Source organism: Streptomyces sp. 2323.1 (assembly GCF_900221035.1).
Taxonomy (GTDB): domain Bacteria; phylum Actinomycetota; class Actinomycetes; order Streptomycetales; family Streptomycetaceae; genus Streptomyces; species Streptomyces sioyaensis.
Window position 1 is genome coordinate 5,451,897 of sequence record NZ_LT907981.1, and the last position, 26,355, is coordinate 5,478,251.

Genomic DNA, 26,355 nt, shown 5'->3' on the forward strand with positions numbered 1-26,355 from the left:
CGCGGCGTCCCCTCCTGTGCGAGGGGCCTTTTTGTTTCCGGCGTGCCGGAGATCTGGCGCGTTTCCGCAGGCAGAGACGATCGATGGAGCTTTGAGGACGATGAGCGAGACGACCACCGCTGCCGAGGTGGCAGCGCCGCACCGCTATACGGCCGCGCTGGCCGCCGACATCGAGGCACGCTGGCAGGCCTACTGGGAGGAGCACGGGACCTACGAGGCCCCGAACCCCAGCGGCGAGCTGGCCGGCGACGCCGAGGTGGTGGGCCGCCCCAAGCGATTCATCATGGACATGTTCCCCTACCCGTCGGGTGCCGGCCTGCACGTCGGCCACCCCCTGGGGTTCATCGCCACCGACGTCTACGCCCGCCACCAGCGCATGACGGGCCACAACGTCCTGCACACCCTGGGCTTCGACGCCTTCGGGCTGCCCGCCGAGCAGTACGCGGTGCAGACCGGCACCCACCCGCGGGTCTCCACCGAGGCCAACATCGTGAACATGCGGCGTCAGCTGCGCCGCCTGGGCCTGGGTCACGACCAGCGCCGTTCGGTCGAGACGATCGACCCGGGGTACTACAAGTGGACCCAGTGGATCTTCCTGCAGATCTTCAACTCCTGGTACGACCCGGAGGCGGACGCCGCCCGCCCGATCGACACCCTGGTCGCCCAGTTCGAGGCCGGCACGCGCCGCACTCCCGACGGCCGGGCCTGGAGCGCGCTGAGCGCCCTGGAGCGCGCCAACATCCTGGGCGAGTACCGCCTGGCGTACGCCTCGGACGCGCCGGTCAACTGGTGTCCCGGCCTGGGCACGGTGCTGGCCAATGAGGAGGTCACCGCCGAGGGCCGCTCCGAGCGCGGCAACTACCCCGTCTTCAAGGCCAAGCTGCGCCAGTGGAACATGCGCATCACCGCTTATGCGGACCGGCTGCTGAACGACCTGGACGCGCTGGACTGGCCGGATGCCATCAAGCTGCAGCAGCGCAACTGGATCGGCCGCTCCGAGGGCGCCCGGGTCGACTTCCCCGTGGGTGAGGAGACGATCACCGTCTTCACCACCCGCCAGGACACCCTGTTCGGCGCGACGTACATGGTGCTGGCGCCCGAGCACCCGCTGATCGCCGGCGCCGGGAACGGCAACGGCGCGGGCTCGATCGTCCCCGACGCCTGGCCCGAGGGCACCCACGACGTCTGGACCGGCGGCCACGCCACCCCGGCCGACGCCGTCGCCGCCTACCGCAAGCAGGCCGCCGCCAAGTCGGACGTCGAGCGGCAGGCCGAGGCCAAGGACAAGACCGGCGTCTTCACCGGTGTCTTCGCGACCAACCCGGTCAGCGGCGAGCAGGTCCCGGTCTTCATCGCCGACTACGTCCTGATGGGCTACGGCACCGGCGCGATCATGGCCGTGCCCGCGCACGACAGCCGTGATTTCGCTTTCGCCCGCGCCTTCGAGCTGCCGATGCGCTGCGTCGTCGAGCCGTCGGACGACCGTGGCACCGACCCCTCGACCTGGGACGACGCCTTCGACTCGTACGCGGCGAAGATCATCAACTCGGCCGGCGCGGACATCTCGCTGGACGGCCTGGGCGTGACCGAGGCCAAGGCGAAGATCACCGAGTGGCTGGCCGCCCAGGGCATCGGCGAGGGCACGGTCAACTTCCGGCTGCGCGACTGGCTGTTCAGCCGCCAGCGGTACTGGGGCGAGCCCTTCCCGATCGTCTACGACGAGGACGGCGTCGCACACGCCCTGCCCGCCTCGATGCTGCCGCTGGAGCTGCCCGAGGTCGAGGACTACTCCCCGCGCACCTTCGACCCGGACGACGCCGACACCCAGCCGGAGACCCCGCTGTCCCGCAACGAGGACTGGGTCCATGTCGACCTGGACCTGGGCGACGGCAACGGCATCAAGCGCTACCGCCGCGAGACCAACACCATGCCCAACTGGGCGGGTTCGTGCTGGTACGAGATGCGCTACCTGGACCCCCGCAACACCGAAGCGCTGGTCGCCCCGGACATCGAGCAGTACTGGATGGGACCGCGCGAGGGCCAGCCGGCCGGCGGCGTCGACCTGTACGTGGGCGGCGCGGAGCACGCCGTGCTGCACCTGCTGTACGCCCGCTTCTGGTCCAAGGTGCTGCACGACCTGGGCCATGTCGCGTCCTCGGAGCCCTTCCACAAGCTGTACAACCAGGGCATGATCCAGGCCTTCGTCTACCGGGACAGCCGCGGTATCGCCGTCCCGGCCGCCGAGGTCGAGGAGCGCGACGGCGGCTACTACTACCAGGGCGAGAAGGTCAGCCGCGTCCTGGGCAAGATGGGCAAGTCCCTGAAGAACGCCGTCACTCCCGACGAGATCTGCGCCGAGTACGGCGCGGACACCCTGCGCCTGTACGAGATGGCGATGGGCCCGCTGGACGTCTCGCGGCCGTGGGACACCCGGGCCGTCGTCGGCCAGTACCGCCTGCTGCAGCGCCTGTGGCGCAATGTCGTCGACGAGGCGACCGGTGAGGTCACCGTCGTCGACGCCGAGCCGGACGAGGCCACGCTGCGTGCCCTGCACAAGGCGATCGACGGCGTCACCCAGGACATGGCGAACCTGCGCTTCAACACCGCCATCGCCAAGGTGACTGAGCTGAACAACCACCTGACCAAGACGGGCGGACCGATCCCGCGCACGGTCGCGGAGCAGCTGGTGCTGCTGATCGCCCCGCTGGCGCCGCACATCGCCGAGGAGCTGTGGCGCAAGCTGGGCCACACCGGCACCGTGGTGCACGCGGACTTCCCGGTGGCCGACCCGGCGTACGTCGTCGACGAGACCGTGACCTGCGTCGTCCAGATCAAGGGCAAGGTCAAGGCCCGCTTGGAGGTCGCCCCGTCGATCTCCGACGCGGACCTGGAGGCGACGGCCCTGGCGGAGCCGGCCGTCGTCGCGGCGCTGAACGGCGCGGGCATCCGGAAGGTCATCGTCCGGGCACCGAAGCTGGTGAACATCGTCCCGGCGTAGTCGCCGGCGGGTGCCCGGGGCCGCTCCGGGCACCCGACAGCGGCGACCATAGGGGTTTCCCCTACGGGCAGGTTGGGGGTTCGTCAGGAACCCGTGACCTGCCCGAGCCGTTTACCGTGGAGGTAGAGGACGCGGGCACGGCCGGCGTCGCCGATACGTCTGGGGAGAGCCCATGGAAGCTGTCGTCGCCATCCTGGGGCTGCTCTTTGTGCTGTTCGTCGTGGCCGGGGTGTTCGTAGCGGTCAAGGCCGTGCAGGCGGCCAAGCGCGGCGTGGACCGTACGGTCGCCCAGGCCCGCAGAACCGTCGAGGACACCGGCCTCCGCGCCCGGCAGCTCGCCCAGCCCGGCGTGGTCGGGGAGCTCGCCCAGCTGCGGCTCTCGCTGCGCACCTCCATGCGCGCCACCCAGGACGTGCTGCACTCCGGCTCGGCGGACGATGCCTCCCTCGGCGAGGCGATCGGCCTCTTCGAGCGGCTGAGCGCCCATGGCCATGAGCTCGACGACGAACTCAAGCGGCTCGAACGTGAGCCCGACCGGGCCACCATTGCCGCCCGCCTTCCGGAGCTCCGCGAGCGCACGGAGCGGATCACGCACTCCGCGGAATCGCTGCGCTGGGCCGCGCGGGACCGCGCACGCAAATTCGCCGACGACGACCTGGCGTCGCTCAGCGACCAGATCGATGTCGAATCGGGAGCGCTGCGGCACTGGACCCGGGCCGAGGAGACCGGCGCCGCGGACCCGCTGGGGGAGCCCGTACGCGGACGCCCCGGGCCGGCAGGACGGCCGCAGGGAGCCGGGCGCGGGCCGTCGGCGGACGGACCCGCACGGGCGGGTGCGGCCGGCAGCGGCGGCTCCCGGCGCCCGACCCCCGAGGACCCGCCGGCCCTCACCACCCGGGACCCCCGCACCCAGCCGACCTACCCGTGGCAGAAGGCCCCCCGGACGGAGGGCACACCGACATGAGGCGTCAGACGACAGGCATGTGACAAGCGGTGGAGGGGGAGGGAGGGGGCGGGGCGGGGGGCTCTTGGCAGAGCTTTGGGGAAACCTGGAAGATCTTGGGGAGGGGCCCGCACTGTGCGCCGTCCGGATCCCCGGATAACCTCCCATTCATGTCCCGCCATGTCGCGATCGTCACCGATTCCACGGCCTACTTGCCGCGGACGGCTCTCGAACGCCACCACATCACGGCCGTGCCGCTGACCGTCGTCCTGGGGGACCAGGCCCTGGAAGAGGGCACCGAGATCTCCGCGAGATCCGTCGCGGAGGCACTCCAGAAGCGCCGGCCCGTGACGACCTCGCGGCCCAGCCCCACGATGTTCGCGGAGACCTACCGCACGGTCGCGGCTGCCGGCGCGGACGCCATCGTCTCGCTCCACCTCTCCTCCGAATTCTCCGGCACCTATGACGCGGCGGTGCTCGCGGCCAAGGAGGCGCCGGTACCGGTCCATGTCGTGGACACCGGGATGGTCGCGATGGCCCTCGGCTTCTGCGCCCTCGCCGCCGCGGAGACGGCGGAGGCCGGCGGGGACGCGGACGACGCGGTGGCCGCCGCGCAGAAGCGCGCCGCCGGCACCTCCGCCTACTTCTACGTCGATACCCTCGACTATCTGCGCCGCGGCGGCCGGATCGGCGCGACCCAGGCGCTGCTCGGCTCCGCACTTGCCGTCAAACCGCTCCTCCAACTGGCCGACGGGCGGATCGAACTGCTGGAGAAGGTCCGTACGGCTTCCAAGGCCATCGCCCGGCTGGAGGAGATCGCCGCGGAGCGCGCGGGCGAGGGCCAGGTGGATATCGCGGTGCACCATCTCGCCGCGGCGGAGCGCGCGGACGCGCTGGCCCAGCGGCTGCGGGAGCGGGTGCCCGGGCTCCATGAGCTGCATGTGAGCGAGGTCGGCGCGGTGATCGGCGCGCATACGGGACCGGGGCTGCTGGGGGCTGTGGTGTCGCCGCGCTGAGAGGGGCGGCGGAATGCCCCGTGGGTGACGAAGTTATCCACAACTGGGGCGCTGTCCACCGGATGTGCGGCACCTCGGCGAGATTCGCGCGGGGTGCTTAGCGTCGGTCGGTATGAACTCGTCTCATTCCATGTGGCCTGCGGATTCGTCGGCACGTTCGTTCTCGTCGTCCTTGTCTGCTTCGTCGGCGTCGTTGGCCTCTTCGGTCTCTTCGACTTCGTTCCCTGCGGCGGTTCTTCCGGAGGGCTCCGGTGCTTCGCGGGCATCAGGTACGGCGGACCGGCGTGCGGGGGAACGCGAGCGGGTGCGGGCTCGGGCTGCGGCGATCTTCGGTGACGCGGGGGTGGGCTCCGGGGCCGGGCCGCCGCCCCCGGAGCACGGTCCGCCGGACGCTCGCCGCCGTGAGCGGGTGTGGCTTGCCGTGCGCGAACGGCTCCCGCTCTGGGTGCAGTTACGGTGCGGCACCGACCCGAAGGCGCTCGCCGCCCTGGTCCTGGTGCTGGTGGTGGCCGTGGGATTCGCCGTGCAGCACTTCTGGACCGGACGCCCCGAGCAGGTCCGGGCCCCGGCGGCCGACCGGTCCGCGAGCGCACCCGGCCCCGCCTCGCGCTCGTCGTCGCTGCCGTCCTCGTCCTCGTCCTCGTCCGCCGCTGCGGTGGCGAATGGGCCGCCGGGGGAGGCGGGGCGGCAGCTGGTCGTCGATGTGACGGGCAAGGTCAGGCATCCCGGAATTCGCCGGATGCCGCCGGGGTCGCGGGTGATGGACGCGCTGCAGGCCGCGGGCGGAGTGCTGCGCGGGGCGAGCATCCGTGGGCTCAACCGGGCCCGTCGGCTGACCGATGGCGAGCAGATCGTGGTGGGTGCGCCTGGTGGCGGGGCCGGCGCCGGTGGCGGGTCCGGTCCCGCCGACGCGGGGGCCGGGGGCTCGGGCAGTGGGTTACCGAGTGCCGGAGGCGGCGCAGGCGGAGGTGGTCCAGGCGGTCCGGTCAGTCTGGGCTCGGCGACCGAGCAGCAGCTCGACTCCCTCCCCGGAGTGGGACCCGTACTGGCTCGCCACATCATCGAATTCCGCACCCAGCACGGCGGATTCACCTCGGTGGAACAGCTCCGTCAGGTGACCGGCATCGGTGATCGCCGGTTCGCCGATCTGCGCCCCTTGGTGGAGCCGTGACCGGTGCGCGCGCCACCGTGCATGCCCGGGCGGTATCGCGGCACGGTTCCTCGGACCCGCATCAAGAAGGCCCGGTCGATCTGCGGCTTGTCGCGCCCGCGCTGGCGGTCTGGGCGGCTGCGGCGATCAGCCTGGGCGTTCCCGGCGGGGGAGTGGCGGTGGCCGTCGGCGTGGCCGTGCTGCTCGCGGTGGGCGTGTGGTGGGTGGCCGTGGTGCGGTACGGGGCGGGGCGTGGCACAGGGGCCGAGGACGGGGACGGCATGCCGCGGGCCGACACGGGCGGGCGAGGAACGACGGCGCCCCGTGCCCGCTCTTGCGGCGTTCGGCCGGCGGGGACGCTGGTCGCCCTGGCCGCGGTGCTGTTGTGCGCCGGGGCGGGGGCCGCGTCCGCGGCGTTGCACGCATCGGATGTACGGCGCGGGCCGCTGCCGGCCCTGGCGAAGCAGTTTGCGCAGGTCACGGTCGAGCTGGAGGTGACCGGCGATCCTCGACTGACCCGCCCCAAGGTGCGGGGCTCCCAACGGACGCCCCCGGTACTGGTGTTCACGGCCGAGGCCGTGCGCGTCACGGCGCCGAACGGCAAGGTCACCGCGGTCCGCACGCCGGCCCTGGTGGTCGTACAGCAGCGCGGAGGGGGCTCGGACGCCACCTCAGGGCCGGCAGCGGCCCGCGCCGTACACGAGCCGGGCACGGCACGCCGCGACGCGGCCCGCGAGGGCCTCTGGTCGGCATGGCGTGGGCTGCTGCCCTCGACCCGTATCCGGGTGGTGGCACGCGCCGCGCCGTCGCTGTCCCCGGCCGATCAGGCTGCGGCCGTGCTGCGGGTCACCGCTGATGCTCCGCCGGTCAAGGTCGGTGCGCCGACTGTCCTGGGGCGGCTGGCGGGAAGCCTGCGGGCGGGCTTGCGCGAGGCCTCCGACGGGCTGCGTCCTGAGGCCCGTGCGCTGTTGCCCGGGCTCGTCGTGGGGGACACCTCGCGCGTGCCGCCGGATCTCGACGACGCCTTCCGCGCCACCGATCTGACGCATCTGCTCGCCGTTTCGGGCAGCAATCTGACGATTGTGCTCGCCCTGCTGATCGGGCCGACCCACCTCGCGACGCGCGCCGAGCGCCGCGGGCTGGCGCCGCGCCTGGGGCTGTCGTTGCGCGGCACGGCAGTTGTCGGAGGCGCGCTGGCCCTGGCCTTCGTCGTGGTGTGCCGGCCGGATCCGAGCGTGCTGCGGGCCGCCGCCTGCGGGCTGATCACACTGCTCGCGATCGGCACCGGCCGCCGCCGCTCACTCCTGCCCGCGCTCGCCGCCGCGGTCCTGCTGCTGGTGCTCTACGACCCCTGGCTCGCCCGCAGCTACGGCTTTCTGCTGTCCGTTCTGGCGACCGGCGCGCTGCTGCTGCTCGCACCGCGCTGGAGCGCCGCACTGCAACGGCGCCGGGTGCCGCCCCGGATCGCCGAGGTGATCGCCGCCGCGGCCGCCGCCCAGGCGGTCTGCGCACCCGTGGTCGCCGTGCTGGCGGCGCGGGTGGGGCTGGTGGCCGTGCCCTGCAATCTGCTGGCCGAACTCGCCGTGGGCCCTGCGACGGTGCTGGGTTTCGCCGCGCTCGCCGCCGCCCCCGTCGCGTTGCCGGTCGCCCGGGCGCTGGCGTGGTGCGCGGGCTGGCCCGCCGGGTGGATCGCCGGGGTGGCCCGTACGGGCGCGGCGTTGCCGGGAGCGGAGTTCGAGTGGCCGGGTGGCTGGGCCGGTGGGCTGATGCTGGCGGTCGTGCTGGTGGTCCTGGTACCGGTGGGCCGCCGGTTGCTGCGCCGTCCCTGGCTGTGCGCGGTGTGTGCGCTGGCGGTGCTCCTGGCGGTCTGTCGCCCGGCTCCGTTCACCCGCGTCATCACCGGCTGGCCGCCGCCCGGCTGGCGGGCGGTGGTCTGCGACGTGGGGCAGGGCGACGGTCTCGTGCTGGCGGCCGGGGACGGAACGGCGCTGGTGGTGGACACCGGACCGGAGCCCCATGCCATCGACCGCTGTCTCACGGACCTGGGCATCCGCCGCATCCCCTTGCTCGTCCTGACGCACTTTCACGCAGACCATGTGGACGGGCTCCCGGGGGCGCTCCGCGGCCGCTCGGTCGGCGCGATCGAGACCACGACTCTGGAAGATCCGCCCGGCCAGGCGCAGTTCGTGCGTACTACGGCTGCCGCGGCCGGGGTCCCGATCGTCCGTGCCGCAGCGGGGGAGCGGCGCCACCTGGGGCCGCTCAGCTGGGAGGTCCTGTGGCCACCCGTTCCCCCTGACCTCCCCGGCCCCAGCAGTCCCGGTGGCCCCGACAGCCAGGCGGCCGGCCTCGATGGCCGCAGCGGTTCCGCAGCCCTCGACGGCCCGAACGACGCCAGCGTCACCCTGCTCGTCCATACCCGAGGGCTGACCATCCTGCTCCTCGGCGACCTCGAACCACCCGCACAACGAGCGCTGTGGGCGGCCCATCCGGAGCTGGGCGCGGTCGATGTCCTGAAGGTGGCGCACCACGGCTCCGCCCATCAGGACCCGCTGTTGATACGCCGGTTGGCACCCCGTCTGGCACTGATCTCCTGCGGCGCCGGCAACCCGTACGGCCATCCGGCCGCCGGCACCCTCGCGGCGTTGCGCGCCCAGGGCGTACGGGTGCTGCGTACGGACACGGATGGAGCCCTCGCGATCCTGGGTACCACGGCCAGGCTGTCCGCGGCAGTGAGCGGCCACCGGTCCCTGGTGTCGCAGGCCATTGGCCGGAGAAGCGGCGCGGGGCCGGCCGGGGACCGAATAAGCCGCGCGGGCCCGGCTCATGCCCGGAGACCCCGTGCGAGCCCGGCTGGCGCCCGGAGAACTGGTGTGGACCCGGCTCATGCCCGGAGACCCCGCGTGAGCCCAGCCTGTGCCCGGAGACGCCGTGCCGGTCCGGCCGGTGGGCGCCGGGCCAGGCCGCGTAGGCTCGGACAGTCAGGGAAGTCCGCCGCAACAGGACGGGCCCGCCGCTGGTGTGCTCCGGAGAGGACAGACACCTGATGGACACCGCTGCCGCCGATGCCTACCTCGACCGGATAGGGGCCGCCCGCCCCGCGTCCCCCGATGCCAACGCGCTGCGTGCGCTGCACCTCCGCCACCTGCGCACCGTCCCCTTCGAGAACCTCTCCCTCCACCTCGGCGAGGAGATCGTGCTCGCGGAACAGCCGCTGCTGGACAAGATCGTCGGAGCCCGGCGCGGTGGCTTCTGTTACGAGCTCAACGGCGCCTTCGCCATGCTGCTGCGCGCACTCGGCTACGAGGTCGAGATGCTGTCCGCCCGCGTGTTCGGCCCCGATGGGCCCGGGATCCCGTATGACCACCTCGTCCTGCGCGTCTCGACGCCGGACGGGCCGTGGCTCGCCGACATCGGCTTCGGCAGGCACAGCCACTTCCCGCTCCGCTGGGACAGCCGTGCCGAGCAGAGTGACCCGGGCGGGGTGTTCCGGATCGAGGAGACGGCGGAGGGGGACCTCGATGTGCTCAGGGACGGCTCCCCGCAGTACCGCATCGAGCAACGCCCGCGTGCGTTGGAGGACTTCGAGGTGGGCTCCTGGTGGAACCGGACCTCGCCCCGGTCGCACTTCACCCAGTCCCTGGTGTGCTCCCGGCTGGCGGAGACCGGGCGCGTCACGCTCTCCGGCCGTACGCTCGTGATCACCGGGGCGGACGGCGTACGCGAGGAGCGCCAGGTGGACGAGGGCGAGGTCCTCGCCGCCTACCGCGAGCACTTCGGGGTGGTGCTGGAGCGCGAGCCCGTGGTCGGTGGGGTGCGGACTTCCGGGCCTGGCACCGAGGCCTGACGCCCGTCGTCAGGCCCCAGGACTCACGCGCTACCGGGCACCCGCCCGCCGCGCGCCACCCTCACACCCGGCTCCGGATGTCACTCCGCCCCGCGGGATGTCACTCCGCCTCGCGCCAGCCCTCGTGCTCCGCCGCGAGGTCGTGCAGCTGCTCCGGGTCGTGGACGGCGTCCGGGTCTTCGACCACCACCAGCCACTGCGCGTCCTCGGCGTCGTCCTCACCGGCCAGGGCGTCCCGTACGAGCTGAGGTTCCTCGGCGAGACCGAAGCGCTCCGTCAGCGCTTCGGCCACCTCCTCCGCTGCGTCGCGATCGGGCAGTACCAGCACATGCCGTACGTGTCGTGGGTGTGGGGAAGCATCGTTCACCTGGCCATTGTCCGACAGCGGAGGGCGGTCCGAACCGGCAGGGTGCGGCGGTCCGAGGCCGGTTGTCAGTGGGGCGTGGGATGCTGGACCGCGATGGCCAGGAAGACAGCTCACGACGACCCGCTCGCCCCCGTCACGATCGCGGTGGGCCAGGAAGACCTGCTGCTCGACCGCGCGGTGCAGCAGGTGGTGGCGGCTGCCCGGGCGGCCGACGCGGACACCGATGTGCGTGACCTCACCCCCGATCAGCTGCAGCCCGGCACCCTCGCCGAACTGACCAGCCCCTCCCTGTTCGCCGAGCGCAAGGTCGTGGTGGTGCGGGCCGCCCAGGATCTGTCCGCGGACACGATCAAGGACGTCAAGGCGTATCTCGGCTCGCCCGCCGAGGAGATCACCCTGGTGCTGCTGCATGCCGGCGCCGCCAAGGGAAAGGGCCTGCTGGACGCCGCCCGTAAGGCCGGCGCGCGGGAGATCGCCTGCCCCAAGATGACCAAGCCGGCCGACCGGCTGGCCTTCGTCCGGGGCGAGTTCCGCGCGCTCGGACGTTCGGCGACGCCCGAGGCCTGCCAGTCGCTGGTCGACGCGATCGGCAGCGATCTCCGGGAGCTGGCGTCGGCCTGTTCGCAGCTGGTTGCCGATGTCGAGGACATGATCGACGAGGCCGTCGTCGCGCGCTACTACACGGGCCGGGCCGAGGCGTCGAGCTTCACCGTCGCGGACCGCGCCGTCGAGGGCCGGGCCGCCGAGGCGCTGGAGGCATTGCGCTGGGCGATCTCCACCGGCGTCGCCCCCGTCATGATCACCAGCGCGCTCGCCCAGGGCGTCCGCGCCATCGGCAAGCTCGCCTCCGCCCCGCGCGGCGCCCGCCCCGGCGACCTCGCCCGCGAACTGGGCATGCCGCCCTGGAAGATCGACCGGGTGCGCCAGCAGATGCGCGGCTGGTCGGCGGACGGCGTGGCCACGGCGCTGCGCGCGGTGGCGGCGGCCGATGCGGGCGTCAAGGGCGGCGGGGACGATCCGGCGTACGCCCTGGAGAAGGCCGTCGTGGCGATCGCCCGGGCGGCCCGTTCGCGCTGAAGGAGCGGTGGCGCGCGGCGCGTTGCGGTCGGCGGTACGGCCACGCACCGAGGGCCGGGGGCGGCTCGGGCGGCTCGGGCGCCATGGACGGCAGGGGACGCGGCACGGGCGGCACCCGACGAGCCGCGGGGCCGCCGCCGGCCCGCCGCGTCCTGCCGGGCCCCCTTCGCGCGACCGCTCACCGCGACCCTTCTGGCGATCCTTCTCGCGACTGCTTATCGCGACCGCGTGCTCTGCAGCCGCTTGAGCGTCTCCGTCGCGCTGGTCTTCAGCATCGTCGCCACCTCGTTGGAGGTCGGCTGCCTGGCCGTGCTGCTGCTCGACGCATAGCTCGACCACGTCGACTGGTACGTCACCCAGCCGTCCCGGACGGCGAGGATCACATACGAGCTGTTGCTTGAGCTGCCGTCGTCCCTCCGGGTCACGAGGTAGGCCTCGTCACCGATGCCCGGTACGTTCTCGACCGTGTAGCGGGTCGAGGTCTCCTGCTTCTCGTACGAGCGGTAGCTGTCGGCGAACTCCGGTGCCGGGTCGGTCTTCTTGTGCAGCGTGACGGTGTTGTACATCCAGGTCGAGGAGTAGTCGGCGCTGCTGGCGTTCGCCGGTTCCAGCGAGACGTTGCACGACATGGTGTCCATGGTGTTCAGCTGGGCGCCGCTGTGCTGCGGGTTGGCGTCCTTGGAGGACGTGCTCGCCTTGGTCTTGAAGTGGGCGTTCTCGAACGGGGTCAGCGAGGTGTCCGCACACAGATCGCCGCTGTAGCCGTATCCCGCCAGGTCGGGGCTGGGCTCGTCGGAGAAGCTGCCGGTGGCGAACAGCACGGAGGCCCAGATCGCGGAGGCGGCGACGGCGCCGCCGATCGCCCAGAGCCAGCCGGCCTTGGTGCGGCCCGCACCTTCAGGAGTGCCGGGCACCCCTACGGGTGTGCCGGGTGGCCCCGGAGGAGGCGAGGGTATGCCGGCTGCCGGATAGCCGTATCCGCCGCCCGGCCCTTGTGGCGGGGGCTGCTGTGCGTACGGATTCTGCGGCGGGGGCACCGGATTCTGTGGCGCGGGCACCTGACCGTAGGGATGGGGCGGTGGCTGGGAGTATGGATTGTTTTGTTCCCCCGATATGGACATGGCCGAAGATTAGCGGACATCACCGAAAACAGAACCGGCTCTGCGAAGCAGATTTTTCCGACGGCCGCCGAGCCGACGAGTACCGGCCGCGCCCCGCATACAAGAGCGCCGCAATAACGGGAATCCCACGGCAGATCCCTTACCTCATGGCCCTCACGCGAATCCCCCGCACAAATGCCCACGCAGGAAACCCCCGTATCGAATCCGCCGCGACAAATCCCGCACAGAATGCCCCGCCCGGCGAAAGCCGCACCCAACGGAGGCTCGCAATCCCACTCCCAGCGCAAACCCCGAACGACGGCCGTAACGCAAACCCCGTAACGCAAATCCCGCAACCCAAACCCCACCACCCGGATCCCACAACCCCAAGCCCACAACCCCCACCCACGACAAAAGCCCCGCCTCATCCCTGGGGAAGGGGGAGGCGGGGCCTTCGTCTCAAGCGAGAGTGGCTTCGTCGGCGGTGTACGCCGGGTGAGCCGGGTGCGCCGCACCCGCGTGGCGAACGCAGGCCGTGTGCGGCGCGGTGGTGCACCGGTCAGGGAGCGGAGAGAGGGGCCGCTGGGTCCCTGTCGGCAGAGGTACTGCAGATGCTGCGGGTGGATGAAGATTCAGGCCTGGACAGGCCGAGGACCTTCGTCCGGGGGAAGGTCAGCCCTTGAGGGTCGCGACCTTCTTGGCCAGCGCCGACTTCTTGTTGGCGGCGGCGTTCTTGTGGATGACACCCTTGCTGACGGCCTTGTCGAGCTTCTTGGCCGCCTCGGCCTGGGCGGTGGCTGCCTTCTGCAGGTCACCGGCCTCCACGGCCTCGCGGGTGCGACGGATCGCGGTCTTCAGAGTGGACTTGACAGCCTTGTTGCGCTGACGAGCCTTCTCGTTGGTCTTGATCCGCTTCATCTGGGACTTGATGTTCGCCACGAAAGAGCCTTTTCAGGTTCGTTGGAGTTTCGAGTTGCGCCTCGTACGAGAGAGGGCACGAAGCGCAGTGGACCAGGCTACCAGCAGGGTCTACGGCCTCCCAAACCGGGCCGGACCTGCCGTCCGTCCGGCCTGCCCGGGCTGCCCGCCCCCTCGCCAGGGCGCCCCCTCCGGGCGCTGAAGCAGCCCGAGCCCTCCAGCAGCCCCAGCCTTCCAGCAGCCCCAGCCCTCAGAAGCCCCCCGACCCGCCCTCCCGCACGCCCCGGAAGCCCTCGCCCCCCTCCCCGCCCCGCCCAAACCGGACCGAGGCCGTCGCGCATGGGACCATGGGGGGAGACGTCATATACCCGAGTCCCGCCTACCCGCGTTCACTGAATGGACCCTGCGTGCCCGCGACCCCTACGAACGTGCCGGAGCCGAGCCGTACCGATCCGGCCCTCCTCCGTAACTTCTGCATCATCGCGCACATCGACCACGGCAAGTCGACGCTCGCCGACCGGATGCTCCAGCTCACCGGTGTCGTCGACCAGCGGCAGATGCGCGCGCAGTACCTCGACCGCATGGACATCGAGCGCGAGCGCGGCATCACGATCAAGTCCCAAGCGGTCCGGCTGCCCTGGGCCCCCTCCGAGGGGGAAGAGGGCAGTGGCACGACCCACATCCTCAACATGATCGACACCCCGGGCCACGTCGACTTCACCTATGAGGTCTCCCGCTCGCTCGCCGCGTGTGAGGGCTGCATCCTCCTCGTCGACGCCGCTCAGGGCATCGAGGCCCAGACGCTCGCCAACCTCTACCTGGCGATGGAGCACGACCTCACGATCATCCCCGTCCTCAACAAGATCGACCTGCCGGCCGCGCAGCCCGAGAAGTTCGCCGCCGAGCTGGCCAATCTGGTCGGCTGTGACCCCGAGGACGTGCTGAGGGTCTCCGCCAAGACCGGCGTCGGCGTGGCCGAGCTGCTGGACAAGGTCGTCCGTGAGGTGCCGGCCCCGGTCGGCGTCAAGGACGCCCCCGCTCGCGCGATGATCTTCGACTCGGTCTACGACGCCTACCGCGGCGTCGTGACGTACGTGAAGGTCGTCGACGGCACGCTCGGCAAGCGCGAGCGCATCAAGATGATGTCGACCGGCGCCGCTCATGAGCTGCTGGAGATCGGCACGAACTCGCCGGAGATGAAGGCCGCCGACGGGCTGTCCGTCGGTGAGGTCGGCTATCTGATCACTGGTGTGAAGGACGTCCGGCAGTCCAAGGTGGGTGACACGATCACCCAGCTCTCCAAGGGGGCCGAGGAGGCGCTGGGCGGCTACAAGGACCCCAAGCCGATGGTGTTCTCGGGGCTGTATCCGCTGGACGGCTCGGACTACCCCGAGCTGCGCGACGCGCTGGACAAGCTGCTGCTCAACGACGCCGCGCTGGTCTACGAACCGGAGACCTCCGCGGCCCTCGGCTTCGGCTTCCGCGTCGGCTTCCTGGGCCTGCTGCATCTGGAGGTCATCCGCGAGCGCCTGGAGCGCGAGTTCGGCCTCGATCTGATCGCCACCGCCCCCAACGTGGTCTACCGCGTGGACATGGAGGACGGCGCCGAGCACGAGGTCACCAACCCGAGCGAGTTCCCGACGGGCAAGATCGACAAGGTGCACGAGCCGGTCGTCCGGGCCACGATCCTGGCGCCCAGCGAGTTCATCGGCGCGATCATGGAGCTGTGTCAGACCCGCCGCGGCAACCTCCTCGGCATGGACTACCTCTCCGAGGACCGGGTCGAGATCCGCTACACCCTCCCGCTCGCCGAGGTGGTCTTCGACTTCTTCGACCAGCTCAAGTCCAAGACCCGTGGCTATGCCTCGCTGGACTACGAGCCCACCGGCGAGCAGGTCGCCGACCTGGTGAAGGTCGACATCCTGCTGCACGGCGACAAGGTCGACGCGTTCTCCGCGATCTGCCACAAGGACAAGGCGTACGCGTACGGCGTGCGGCTGGTCGCCAAGCTGCGGGAGCTGATCCCGCGGCAGAGCTTCGAGGTGCCGATCCAGGCCGCCATCGGCAGCCGGGTCATCGCCCGTGAGACGGTCCGCGCCATCCGCAAGGACGTCCTCGCCAAGTGCTACGGCGGTGACATCTCCCGTAAGCGGAAGCTGCTGGAGAAGCAGAAGGAAGGCAAGAAGCGGATGAAGATGGTCGGCAGCGTGGAGGTCCCGCAGGAGGCCTTCATCGCGGTGCTGTCCTCGGACTCCGATGGCGACGCGAAGGCGAAGAAGTAAGAAGAAGTACGCAGCAGTAAGGCGTGGCGCCCGGCCGGAAGCGGCCGCGCGCGGCAGGGCGTCGGTCTCCTCGGGGGCCGGCGCCCTGCCGTCTTTCCGGATGCATGGCGGAAGGGATCCAGGGAGGAATCCTGGAGAGAATGTGGAAGGGGTGTGGAGCCCGCTGCCGGGGCGGTGTGATCCGTTCTGCCAGGTGGGCGCGGTGCGGGGGCCGGGGCGGCGCACTATCGGGCATTGCGGGTGCTACGTACACCTATCGTGCAGGTCACATCGTGAACGAGTCGTCCACAGCCCCTTACGCGGCGGCGCCTCGCGCCTTACTCTGATCTCTGCTCAAGGTTACTCGCGAGTCACCAGCAACGAAGCGGGCCCCGGAGGACGCCGTGACGGACACCCACACGCTGATCGAAAACCGGCCGCCCTCGGTGGCACACCTCTTCCTGGAGCGGGTCGCGGCCACGCCCGATATCGAGGCCTATCGCTATCCCGTCCCGCCGGCCTCGGGACAGGGGCCGGACGACTGGAAGGTGATCAGCTGGGCCCAGGCAGCGGACCGCGTCTACGCCGTCGCCGCCGGGCTCATCGCCCTGGGGGTGCGCCCCGAGGAGCGGGTGGCGCTCGCCGCCAACACCCGCGTCGAATGGATCCTCGCCGACCTCGGCGTGCTGTGCTCCGGCGCCGCCACCACCACGGTCTACCCCAGCACCAACGCCGAGGAGACCGCCTACATCCTGTCCGACTCCGGCAGCCGGGTGCTGATCGCGGAGGACGCCGGACAGCTGGCCAAGGCCCGCGAGCGGCGTGCGGAGCTGCCCGAGCTGGCGCATGTGGTCGTCATGGACGACACCGGCGTCCAGCCCTCCGCCGAGGACCCCGAGGACTGGGTCCTCACGCTGTCCGAGCTGGAGAAGCGCGGCACCGCCCATCTGGAGAGCGACCCGGAGTGCGTCAAGGAGCGGGTCGCCGCGCTGCGCGCCGACCAGCTGGCGACGCTGATCTACACCTCCGGTACCACCGGCCGCCCCAAGGGCGTACGGCTGCCGCACGACTGCTGGTCGTACATGGCCCGCGCCATCCAGGCGACCGGACTGGTCGCCGAGGACGATGTGCAGTACCTCTGGCTGCCGTTGGCGCACGTCTTCGGCAAGGTGCTGACCGCCGGGCAGATCGCCACCGGCCAGGTGATCGCCGTCGACGGCCGGGTCGACAAGATCATCGAGAATCTGCCGGTGGTCCGGCCCACGTACATGGCGGCCGTCCCGCGGATCTTCGAGAAGGTCTACAACGGTGTGGCGGCCAAGGCCCGGGCGGGTGGCGGCGCCAAGTACAAGATCTTCCAGTGGGCGGCCGAGGTGGCCCGCGAGCACGCCAAGGTCTCGCAGGACAACTTCCGCCGCACCGGCAACGCCTCGGTGCCCTTCGCCCTCGGCGCCAAGCACAAGATCGCCGATGCGCTCGTCTACGCCAAGCTGCGGGAGGCGTTCGGCGGCCGGCTGCGCGCCGCGGTCTCCGGCTCGGCCGCGCTCTCCCCGGAGATCGGCTACTTCTTCTCCGGCGCCGGTATCCACATCCTGGAGGGCTACGGCCTGACGGAGTCCAGCGCCGCCAGCTTCGTCAACCCCGGCGAGGCCTACCGCACCGGCACGGTCGGCAAGCCGCTGCCCGGCACCGAGGTGCGGATCGCCGAGGACGGCGAGATCTTGCTGCGCGGCCCCGGCATCATGCAGGGCTACCACGGCCTGCCGGACAAGACCGCCGAGGTCCTGGAGGAGGACGGCTGGTTCCACACCGGCGACATCGGCGAGCTCTCCCCGGACGGCTATCTGCGGATCACCGACCGCAAGAAGGACCTGATCAAGACCTCGGGCGGGAAGTACATCGCGCCGGCCGAGGTGGAGGGCCAGTTCAAGGCGGTCTGCCCGTTCGTCTCCAATGTCCTGGTGCACGGCGCCAACCGGAATTTCTGCACCGCGCTGATCGCCCTCGACGAGCCGACGATCATGACCTGGGCCGCGGAACACGGCCTGGCCGGCAAGAGCTATGCCGAGGTCGTCGCCACCGACCAGGCCCGCGAGCTGGTCGACGGCTATGTCGAGCGGGTCAACGAAGGGCTCCAGCGCTGGCAGCAGATCCGCAAGTTCCGGCTGCTGCCGCGTGACCTGGACATCGAGCACGGTGAGGTGACCCCCAGCCTCAAGATCAAGCGGCCGGTGGTGGAGCGGGCGTTCAAGGGCCTGCTCGACGAGATGTACGCCGGCTCGCGCGAATCGTAGCCGCGGTGCGGCGGGCCAGGGGGCCGCGGTGCGGCGGGCCGGGCCGGTCCGGGCGGGGGGCGGCGACCCGGCCTGTCCCGTACCGCCGCACCCCGCCCGCCCCGTGCCGCCGCACCCGTATGGGTGAAGTCGGCCGTGGTGGGAACCGTGGTCCCCGCTGCCCTCGTCCAGATGGGTTTCCGGGCGCCGCTGCACGCGTCGGCCAACTCCCTCGGTGCGTCAGCCGAATTGGACGGCATGACCACCCACTTGTGTGACTCAGTGCTTATGACTGCGCTCGTTCTGTCACTCTGTTGTTGGCGCATCCGGCGCTGTAGCGGAGCTGCTCGGGAGTTGCTCAATGAGGACGACAACTTCGTCTCCACGGGACGACGACGTCACAGCGGCGCGCACGACGATGACCGGCCAGCCCGGCGGCGGTCCGGCACCCCGTTTCCTGCGGGCCAGCCTGCCCGGTGATCCGCGGGCCGCTGCCGCCGCCCGGCGGCTGGTCCGGTCCGCCTTCGCCGACTGGGCCGCTCAGGAACTTCCCGGTGCCCAGTGGCTGACCAGCCGGCTCGCGGACGAGGCGGAGCTGCTGGTCAGCGAACTCGTGACCAACGCGGTGGTGCACGCGGGCACCACCGTCGAGCTGCGCTGCCGGCTGGACCCGCAGGGCGCGCAGTGGCCGGGCCCGGAGCCGTACGGGGGCCGCAACGGCGAGCGGTCCGCTCCGGGGGTGCCGTACACGGAAGCCGCCGCCGGAGCGGGCCTCGACGGCGCTCCCGGCCCCGGCATCCTCATCGAGGTCTCCGACCACCACCCCACCCAGCCGATCCGCGCCCGCCACGACAGCGCCGCCTCCGAAACCGGCGGCCACGGCCTCCAGTTGATCAGCGCGGTCGCCGAATCCTGGGGCATCACCTACCGCCGGGCCATGAAGACCGTCTGGTTCCGGCTGCCCCTGGGGGCCGCGGACGACGCCGGGCGGCTGGAGCCGGAGCTCGCCTTCGACGACCGGCTGTTGCAGCGCGAGCTGCGGGCGGCGGAGCTCCTCGCCCCCGCGCCGCGCCGGGCCGTCCGGCCGGATCACGATTCCGGCCGGGTCGACAACGGCGCCCTCTCCTTCCTCGCCGAGGCCTCCGACCTGCTCTCCGGCCAGCTCGACGCGGACCAGGTCGCCGCCCTCGCGGCCCAGTTGATCGTGCCGCGGCTCGCCGAATGGTGTGCCGTGTGGCTCTGCGACGGCGACGGCGGGGCGCCCGGCCGGGGCCTCGCACCGGCCGGCGAGGAGCAGCGGCTCGCCGGTGTCTGGCACACCTCCGAGGGCAGTATCGACCCGCTGCGTGCGGCGCTGGAGAAGCAGCCGCCGGATCTTGCGGGCAGTGGCCTGTCCGGCAGCGCACCCGTCCCGGTCCGCTGGCCCTGGGCGCACGGAGCGGGGGAGGACGACGGACCCGGCGCCGTGCTGGCCTGCCCCCTGGTCGCCGGCGGCCGACGGCTGGGCACCCTGCTGCTCGGCCGGGGCGGACTGCCCGCCTTCCCCGACGCGGTGGTCGCGCTGATCGAGGACCTGGGCCGCCGGGTCGCCCGCGCCGTCGCCACCGCCCGCGCCTACAGCCGGCAGGAGCGCATCAGCCAGGTCCTGCAGCGCCGGCTGCTGCCCTGCGGGCGGGCGCAGGTGCCCGGTGTGGAGTCGGCGGTGGTCTACGAGCCGCGGGAGGGCGCCTGGGCGGGCGGCGACTTCTGGGACCTCTTCGACGCCGGGGACGGCCGTTGGTGCTTCGCCCTCGGCGATGTCTGCGGCAGCGGGCCCGAGGCGGCCGCGGTGACCGGGCTGGCCCGGCCGGTGCTGCGGCTGCTGGCCCGCGACGGCTTCGGCGTCGCGGCGGTGCTCGACCGGCTCAACAAGACCATGGCGCGGGAGGCCGCGGACTCGGTCGCGGCGGTCGCGGCCGCGGTGGCGGCGGCCGGGGCCGGGGCCGAGGCGCCCGTCGAGATCCGCGTGGAGGGCGAACAGGCCCGCTTCCTGTCCCTGCTCTACGGCGAGATCGTCCCCTACCCCGGCGACTCCCGCGGCTCCCGCGGCGCCCGCTGCACCCTCGCCAGCGCCGGCCATCCGCTGCCGCTGGTGCTGGGCACGGACGGCGTGGTCCGCTGTGTCGCGGCGCCGCAGATGCTGCTGGGCGTGGTCGAGGACGCGTCGTACGTCAGCGAATCGTTCGACCTCCGCCCCGGCGAGACCCTGCTGTGCGTCACCGACGGGGTGACCGAGCGGCGCTCCGGCCGGCGGCTCTTCGACGACGAGGACGGCCTGGCCACCGCCCTCGCGGCCGGCGTGGGCCTGGACGCCACCGCCCTCGCTGAGCACCTCCGCACCACCGTCCACGCCTTCGGCCCGACCCCGCCCGACGACGACCTGGCCCTGCTGGTGCTCCAGGCGGCGGGGAGCGGGGCCCCGTAACCGGGGGGAACGAGGCCGGCCGCGGCATGACGGACAATGGATGTCATGCCTTCCGCACTGCCTGATGGTGAGCCCATGCCCGAGGACGGGGCGCTGCCCGGTCATGCGCGGGCGGGGGCGGCCGGGCGGCCCCTCGGCTTCTACCTGCATGTGCCGTACTGCGCGACCCGCTGCGGCTACTGCGACTTCAACACCTACACCGCGAGCGAGCTGCGCGGCTCCGGCGGGGCCCTGGCCTCCCGGGACAACTACGCCGACACCGTCGTGGACGAGATCCGGCTGGCCCGCAAGGTGCTGGGCGACGACCCGCGCCCGGTCGAGACGGTCTTCGTCGGCGGCGGCACCCCGACCCTGCTGCCCGCCGCCGACCTCGCCCGGATGCTGGCCGCGATCCGCGAGGAATTCGGCCTGGCGCCCGGCGCCGAGATCACCACCGAGGCCAACCCGGAGTCCGTCGACCCCCGCTACCTCGCCGAACTGCGTGCGGGCGGCTTCAACCGCGTCTCCTTCGGCATGCAGAGCGCCCGGCAGCACGTCCTGAAGATCCTCGACCGTACGCACACCCCGGGGCGTCCCGAAGCCTGCGTCGCCGAGGCCCGCGCCGCCGGGTTCGAGCACGTCAACCTCGACCTGATCTACGGCACCCCGGGCGAGACCGACGACGACTGGCGCGCGTCCCTCGACGCCGCCCTCGGCGCCGGCCCCGACCACATCTCCGCCTACGCCCTGATCGTCGAGGAGGGCACCCAGCTGGCCCGCCGGATCCGCCGCGGCGAGGTCCCGATGACCGACGACGACGTCCACGCCGACCGCTATCTCCTCGCGGAAGAGGCCCTGACCGCCGCCGGCTTCCGCTGGTACGAGGTCTCCAACTGGGCCACCACCGACGCCGCCCGCTGCCGCCACAACGAGCTGTACTGGACCGGCGCCGACTGGTGGGGCGCCGGCCCGGGCGCCCACAGCCACGTCGGCGGCGTCCGCTGGTGGAACGTGAAGCACCCGGGCGCCTACGCCCAGGCCCTCGCCGAAGGCCGCTCCCCGGGCGCCGGCCGTGAGGTGCTCGCCAGTGAGGACCGCCGCGTCGAACGCATCCTCCTGGAGCTGCGGCTCGCGGCCGGCTGCCCGCTGGACCTGCTCGCCCCGGCGGGGGCGCGGGCAGCGGCCCGTGCCCTGGAGGACGGGCTGCTGGAGCGGGCGCCGTACGAGGCCGGCCGGGCCGTGCTGACACTCCGGGGGCGGCTGCTGGCTGACGCGGTGGTGCGGGATCTGGTGGACTGAGACTCGAACGAGTGAACCGATATGAGGGGCCTGCGGCCCCGCCTAGGCTGTTCCTAGCCTGTGCCGTAGACACGGCGACAGGAAACGGAGGCCATGGAGATGACCGCTGTGGATGAACGCCGGATGACGGAGCTCTTCGAGAACCTTGAGGTTCCCGAGGGCATCAAGATGGAGCTCCTCCGGGGGGAAATTGTGATGATGGCGGGGCCGGATCTGGTCCACAACCTGATCGTCGAGGCGGTCTTCGACCAGATTCCGCGTCAGAAGTGGCACCGGCTTCAGACGCAGGACATCGACATGCTGAGCGAGAACAGCGAGCCGCAGCCCGATCTTGTGGTCCTGGAACGCGGTGTCGTACCGGAGTCCGGGCGGCTCATGCCGACCGGAGTGGTCACGATGCTCATCGAGGTCGTCTCCAAGACCAGCGTCGACCGGGACTACGGCATCAAGCGCGCGATTTACGCCGCGGGCAAGGCTCCCGCCTACCTGATCATCGATCCCATCATGGCCCAGTGCGTCCTGCTCACCGAGCCTGTCGGAAAGGGCGAAGAAGCCGATTACAGCGTGCAGCGCATCACCAAGTTCGGCGACCCCGTGCCCCTGGAATTGCTCGGTCTTGAGCTGGACACCAGCGAATTCGGCACTCTCAAGGGCGTCAAGCCCCACCGCCGGCCGTAACGAAGTCGATCAGCTCCTCCACCCTCCCCAGCAGCGCCGGCTCCAGGTCCTTGTAGGAGCGCACGCACGACAGGATCCGCTGCCAGGCGGCACCGGTGTTTTCCGGCCAGCCCAGCGCCCGGCACACCCCCGTCTTCCAGTCCTGCCCGCGCGGGACGGACGGCCAGGCCGGGATCCCGACGGACGACGGCTTCACCGCCTCCCACACGTCGATGTACGGGTGGCCGACGACCAGCGCATGATCACCGGTCACCTCGGCCGCGATCCGCGACTCCTTGGAGCCGGGAACGAGGTGGTCCACGAGCACACCCAGCCGCGCATCGGGGCCGGGGGAGAAGCCACGGACGATCGCCGGGAGGTCGTCGATGCCCTCCAGGTACTCCACGACGACGCCCTCGATGCGCAGATCGTCGCCCCACACCCGCTCGACCAGTTCGGCGTCGTGCCGGCCCTCCACATAAATGCGCCCGGCGCGCGCGACCCGGGCCCGTGCGCCGGGGACGGCGAGTGAACCGGATGCCGTGCGCACCGGAGCGCTCGGCGCCGGGCGGCCCTGGGGGCGTACGAGGGTGACGACCTTGCCCTCCAGGAGGAAGCCGCGCGGGGTCATCGGAAAGACGCGGTGCTTGCCGAAGCGGTCCTCCAGGGTGACCGTCGGGCCCTCGGCCGTCCTCTCGCAGCGGATCACCGCGCCGCAGAAGCCCGTGGCCACCTCCTCGACGACCAGATCGGGGTCGGCCGGTACCTCGGGGGCCGGCCGCTGCTTCTTCCAGGACGGGGTCAGGTCGGGGCTGTAGCGCTTGCTCTGCATGGGGCCTGTTCTGTTCGCAGGAGAGGGTCGGGCAGAAGGGCAGAAGGGCAGTGGTCAGGGAGCGGGGGCGACGCCGAAGCGGGCCGCCAGCGCGTCCCGTTGGGCGTGGACGAAGGCGGCGTCCACCACGGCGCCGTGGCCGGGGACGTAGACCGCGTCCTCGCCGCCGAGGGCCAGCAGCCGGTCCAGCGCGCCGGGCCACTGCTGCGGCAGCGCGTCCGGGCCCGCCTGGGGCTCACCGGACTCCTCGACCAGATCGCCGCAGAAGACGATCTCGGGGGCGCCCTGCCGGCCCGGGACCAGGACCGCGAGATCGTGGGCGGTGTGCCCGGGGCCGACGTTGGCGAGCAGCACCTGACGCTCGCCCAGTTCGACGGTCAGCTGGCCGTGGACGTGGTGGTGCGGGGCGACCACCAGATCGGCGGCCTCCGCGGCGGCGTTCCGGTCGACGCCGTGCCGCACCGCGCTGTGCCGCAGCTCGTCCTTGCCGCGCCGCAGGAGGTCGCCGAGGCCGGCCGCGCCGAACACCTCGACGCCCGCGAAGGCGGCGGTGCCCAGCACATGATCGAAATGGGGGTGGGTCAGCGCGACATGCGTCACGTCCCGGCCCAGCACGCCGCGGATCGTCCGGCGCAGCTCCGCGCCGTCGCGAAGGGTCGCACCGGTGTCGACGATCATGACGCCGGTGGTCCCCGCGATCACCCCGATCGTCTCGTCCCACCCCGGCATCCGGCGCCTGGCGACACCGTCACCAAGCCGTTCCCAGCCGGCCTCTTCCCAAGCAGTGTGCATACCGAGACGCTAGCGCCCTCGCGATAGCGTTGCCCGGCAGATCGCCCGAACACGGTCATCGGGCGGGTGCTCCGCATGGCCGCCCTTGCCGTGGCCGTGCTACCCGGCCGTACACTGGCTCAGGGCCTGGCACTCTGCCCGTGTGAGTGCCAGGAGAACGAGACGCCGGGACGGCCGGACTGGAGGTGCGCGGAATGCTCAGTGAACGCAGGCTCGAAGTGCTGCGCGCCATCGTCCAGGACTATGTCGGGACGGAGGAGCCGGTCGGCTCCAAGGCACTCACCGAGCGCCACCAGCTCGGGGTCTCCCCGGCGACGATCCGCAACGACATGGCAGCCCTGGAGGACGAGGGATTCATCGCCCAGCCGCACACCAGTGCCGGGCGGATCCCGACCGACAAGGGCTACCGGCTGTTCGTCGACAAGCTGGCCGGCGTCAAGCCGCTGTCCAGCCCGGAGCGGCGGGCGATCCAGAATTTCCTGGACGGCGCCGTCGACCTCGATGACGTGGTCGGCCGCACGGTCCGGCTGCTGGCGCAGCTGACCCGGCAGGTCGCGGTCGTCCAATACCCCTCCCTGACCCGCTCCACGGTCCGGCACGTCGAGCTGCTGGCGCTGGCCCCGGCCCGCCTGATGCTCGTACTGATCACGGACACCGGGCGGGTCGAGCAGCGACTGATCGACTGCCAGGCGCCGTTCGGTGAAACGTCCCTGGCGGATCTGCGGGCACGGCTCAACAGCCGGGTCGTGGGCCGCAGGTTCGCGGATGTGCCGCAGTTGGTGCAGGATCTCCCGGAGTCCTTCGAGCAGGACGACCGCGGCACGGTCTCGACAGTGCTGTCGGTGTTGCTGGAGACTTTGGTGGAGGAGACCGAAGAGCGACTGGTGATCGGCGGTACCGCCAATCTCACGCGCTTCGGGCACGACTTTCCACTGACCATCCGGCCGGTGCTGGAGGCTCTTGAGGAGCACGTGGTGCTGCTCAAGCTGCTCGGGGAGGCCAAGGACTCGGGCATGACCGTACGTATCGGGCATGAGAATGCCCATGAAGGCCTGACGTCCACATCGGTCGTCGCGGTCGGCTACGGTTCGGGCGACGAGGCAGTCGCCAAACTCGGCGTGGTCGGACCGACCCGCATGGACTACCCCGGAACGATGGGAGCGGTACGCGCAGTGGCACGTTACGTCGGACAAATCCTCGCGGAGTCGTAAGTGGCCACGGATTACTACTCGGTCCTCGGCGTCGGCCGCGACGCCTCGCAGGACCAGATCAAGAAGGCCTTCCGTCGGCTGGCGCGCGAGCTGCACCCGGACGTGAATCCGGACCCCAAGACCCAAGAGCGGTTCAAGGAGATCAACGCCGCTTACGAGGTCCTGTCGGATCCGCAGAAGAAGCAGGTCTACGACCTCGGCGGCGACCCGCTCTCGCAGGCCGGCGGCGGCCAGGGCGCGGGCGGATTCGGCGCGGGCTTCGGCAACTTCTCCGACATCATGGACGCCTTCTTCGGCACCGCGTCGCAGCGCGGCCCGCGCTCGCGCACCCGCCGGGGCCAGGACGCCATGATCCGCCTCGATGTCGAGCTGAACGAAGCGGCCTTCGGCACGACCAAGGACATCCAGGTCGACACCGCCATCGTCTGCACGACGTGCACCGGCGAGGGGGCGGCGCCCGGCACCTCGGCGCAGACCTGTGACATGTGCCGCGGCCGCGGTGAGGTCTCGCAGGTCACCCGGTCCTTCCTCGGCCAGGTCATGACCTCCCGGCCGTGCCCGCAGTGCCAGGGCTTCGGCACGGTCGTACCGACGCCGTGCCCGGAGTGCGCCGGCGACGGCCGGATCCGCTCGCGCCGCACCCTGACCGTCAAGATCCCGGCCGGTGTCGACAACGGCACCCGCATCCAGCTCGCGGGCGAGGGCGAGGTCGGCCCCGGCGGCGGCCCCGCCGGCGACCTCTATGTGGAGATCCACGAGCTGCCGCACGCGGTCTTCCAGCGGCGCGGCGACGATCTGCACTGCACGGTCACCATCCCGATGACGGCGGCGGCGCTGGGCACCAAGTGCCCGCTGGAGACGCTGGACGGGGTCGAGGAGATCGACGTCCGGCCCGGCACCCAGTCCGGCCAGTCCATTCCGCTGCACCAGCGCGGGGTGACGCATCTGCGCGGCGGCGGCCGCGGTGACCTCATCGTCCATGTCGAGGTGCAGACGCCGTCCAAGCTCGACGCCGAGCAGGAAGAGGTGCTGCGGCGGCTGGCCAAGCTCCGTGGTGAGGAGCGGCCCACGGGGCAGTTCCAGCCCGGGCAGCAGGGGTTGTTCTCGCGTCTGAAGGACGCCTTCAACGGGCGATAGGCCCAGGTGGGCCGGGGTCCGACAGCGGACCCCG

19 protein-coding genes are annotated in these 26,355 nt (G+C 71.7%); 14 read left to right on the plus strand and 5 right to left on the minus strand.

The window, feature by feature from the left end; genetic code table 11:
* The first annotated feature begins 100 nt into the window (after window positions 1-100).
* From CPH93_RS23410 to CPH93_RS23435, 6 genes are all read left to right on the plus strand, one after another.
* A complete protein-coding gene (locus tag CPH93_RS23410; RefSeq protein ID WP_096213986.1) occupies window positions 101-2,998 on the plus strand; it encodes a leucine--tRNA ligase in 2,898 nt (965 codons plus the stop codon).
* A 172-nt stretch (window positions 2,999-3,170) separates the two neighbouring features.
* Complete coding sequence (locus tag CPH93_RS23415; RefSeq protein WP_096213987.1) at window positions 3,171-3,962, plus strand: hypothetical protein; 792 nt, start codon at window positions 3,171-3,173, stop codon at window positions 3,960-3,962.
* A gap of 149 nt (window positions 3,963-4,111) precedes the next feature.
* Window positions 4,112-4,957 carry a DegV family protein gene (locus tag CPH93_RS23420; protein ID WP_096213988.1) on the plus strand — a complete coding sequence of 282 codons (846 nt, stop codon included), beginning with the start codon at window positions 4,112-4,114 and terminating at the stop codon, window positions 4,955-4,957.
* A gap of 421 nt (window positions 4,958-5,378) precedes the next feature.
* A complete protein-coding gene (locus CPH93_RS23425; protein ID WP_331716951.1) occupies window positions 5,379-6,128 on the plus strand; it encodes a helix-hairpin-helix domain-containing protein in 750 nt (249 codons plus the stop codon).
* A 260-nt stretch (window positions 6,129-6,388) separates the two neighbouring features.
* A complete protein-coding gene (locus tag CPH93_RS23430) occupies window positions 6,389-9,154 on the plus strand; it encodes a ComEC/Rec2 family competence protein (RefSeq protein ID WP_443031472.1) in 2,766 nt (921 codons plus the stop codon).
* On the plus strand, window positions 9,154-9,954 hold the full coding sequence (locus tag CPH93_RS23435) for an arylamine N-acetyltransferase family protein (protein WP_096213989.1): 801 nt from the start codon (window positions 9,154-9,156) through the stop codon (window positions 9,952-9,954). The genes CPH93_RS23430 and CPH93_RS23435 overlap by 1 nt, the downstream gene beginning before the upstream one ends.
* A 100-nt stretch (window positions 9,955-10,054) precedes the next feature.
* On the opposite strand, the gene CPH93_RS23440 is transcribed toward CPH93_RS23435, so the two are convergent.
* Window positions 10,055-10,321: a hypothetical protein gene (locus CPH93_RS23440; protein ID WP_093483183.1), complete on the minus strand. Its 267-nt coding sequence runs from the start codon at window positions 10,319-10,321 to the stop codon at window positions 10,055-10,057.
* 93 nt (window positions 10,322-10,414) lie between these two features.
* Between CPH93_RS23440 and holA the strand changes: the two genes are divergently transcribed.
* Window positions 10,415-11,398, plus strand: a complete 984-nt coding sequence (gene holA / locus CPH93_RS23445) for a DNA polymerase III subunit delta (protein WP_096213990.1) — start codon at window positions 10,415-10,417, stop codon at window positions 11,396-11,398.
* A 215-nt stretch (window positions 11,399-11,613) separates the two neighbouring features.
* Here the strand turns inward: holA and CPH93_RS23450 are convergent, their stop codons facing one another.
* Window positions 11,614-12,312 carry a hypothetical protein gene (locus tag CPH93_RS23450; RefSeq protein WP_231976934.1) on the minus strand — a complete coding sequence of 233 codons (699 nt, stop codon included), beginning with the start codon at window positions 12,310-12,312 and terminating at the stop codon, window positions 11,614-11,616.
* Between the two features lie 858 nt (window positions 12,313-13,170).
* Window positions 13,171-13,437: a 30S ribosomal protein S20 gene (rpsT, locus tag CPH93_RS23455; protein WP_006605677.1), complete on the minus strand. Its 267-nt coding sequence runs from the start codon at window positions 13,435-13,437 to the stop codon at window positions 13,171-13,173.
* A 386-nt stretch (window positions 13,438-13,823) separates the two neighbouring features.
* On the opposite strand from rpsT, the gene lepA reads away from it, so the two are divergent.
* From lepA to CPH93_RS23480, 5 genes are all read left to right on the plus strand, one after another.
* A complete protein-coding gene (lepA, locus tag CPH93_RS23460) occupies window positions 13,824-15,698 on the plus strand; it encodes a translation elongation factor 4 (protein WP_093483181.1) in 1,875 nt (624 codons plus the stop codon).
* A gap of 383 nt (window positions 15,699-16,081) precedes the next feature.
* Window positions 16,082-17,971 carry an AMP-dependent synthetase/ligase gene (locus CPH93_RS23465; RefSeq protein ID WP_096213991.1) on the plus strand — a complete coding sequence of 630 codons (1,890 nt, stop codon included), beginning with the start codon at window positions 16,082-16,084 and terminating at the stop codon, window positions 17,969-17,971.
* Between the two features lie 340 nt (window positions 17,972-18,311).
* Entirely contained in the window at window positions 18,312-20,414 is a 2,103-nt protein-coding gene (locus CPH93_RS23470) for a SpoIIE family protein phosphatase (protein ID WP_443031399.1), read from the plus strand.
* A gap of 45 nt (window positions 20,415-20,459) precedes the next feature.
* Window positions 20,460-21,692, plus strand: a complete 1,233-nt coding sequence (gene hemW, locus CPH93_RS23475; protein WP_096215559.1) for a radical SAM family heme chaperone HemW — start codon at window positions 20,460-20,462, stop codon at window positions 21,690-21,692.
* A gap of 99 nt (window positions 21,693-21,791) precedes the next feature.
* Window positions 21,792-22,370, plus strand: coding sequence for a Uma2 family endonuclease (locus tag CPH93_RS23480; RefSeq protein ID WP_096215560.1), 579 nt, complete (start codon window positions 21,792-21,794; stop codon window positions 22,368-22,370).
* Here CPH93_RS23480 and CPH93_RS23485 read toward each other — a convergent pair.
* Both CPH93_RS23485 and CPH93_RS23490 read right to left on the minus strand, forming a co-directional pair.
* The gene (locus tag CPH93_RS23485) at window positions 22,348-23,181 is read right to left on the minus strand and encodes a DUF3097 domain-containing protein (protein ID WP_096213993.1); all 834 of its coding nucleotides are present in this window, start codon (window positions 23,179-23,181) and stop codon (window positions 22,348-22,350) included. The two genes, CPH93_RS23480 and CPH93_RS23485, sit on opposite strands and share 23 nt — an antisense overlap.
* 54 nt (window positions 23,182-23,235) lie before the next feature.
* Window positions 23,236-23,973: an MBL fold metallo-hydrolase gene (locus CPH93_RS23490; RefSeq protein WP_040899284.1), complete on the minus strand. Its 738-nt coding sequence runs from the start codon at window positions 23,971-23,973 to the stop codon at window positions 23,236-23,238.
* 194 nt (window positions 23,974-24,167) lie between these two features.
* Between CPH93_RS23490 and hrcA the strand changes: the two genes are divergently transcribed.
* Together hrcA and dnaJ are read left to right on the plus strand one after the other, a co-directional pair.
* Window positions 24,168-25,184, plus strand: coding sequence for a heat-inducible transcriptional repressor HrcA (gene hrcA, locus CPH93_RS23495; protein WP_093483176.1), 1,017 nt, complete (start codon window positions 24,168-24,170; stop codon window positions 25,182-25,184).
* Window positions 25,185-26,321 (plus strand): molecular chaperone DnaJ, encoded by a 1,137-nt coding sequence (dnaJ, locus tag CPH93_RS23500; protein ID WP_093483175.1) that lies wholly within the window; start codon window positions 25,185-25,187, stop codon window positions 26,319-26,321. It abuts the gene before it with no gap.
* Window positions 26,322-26,355 lie beyond the last annotated feature (34 nt).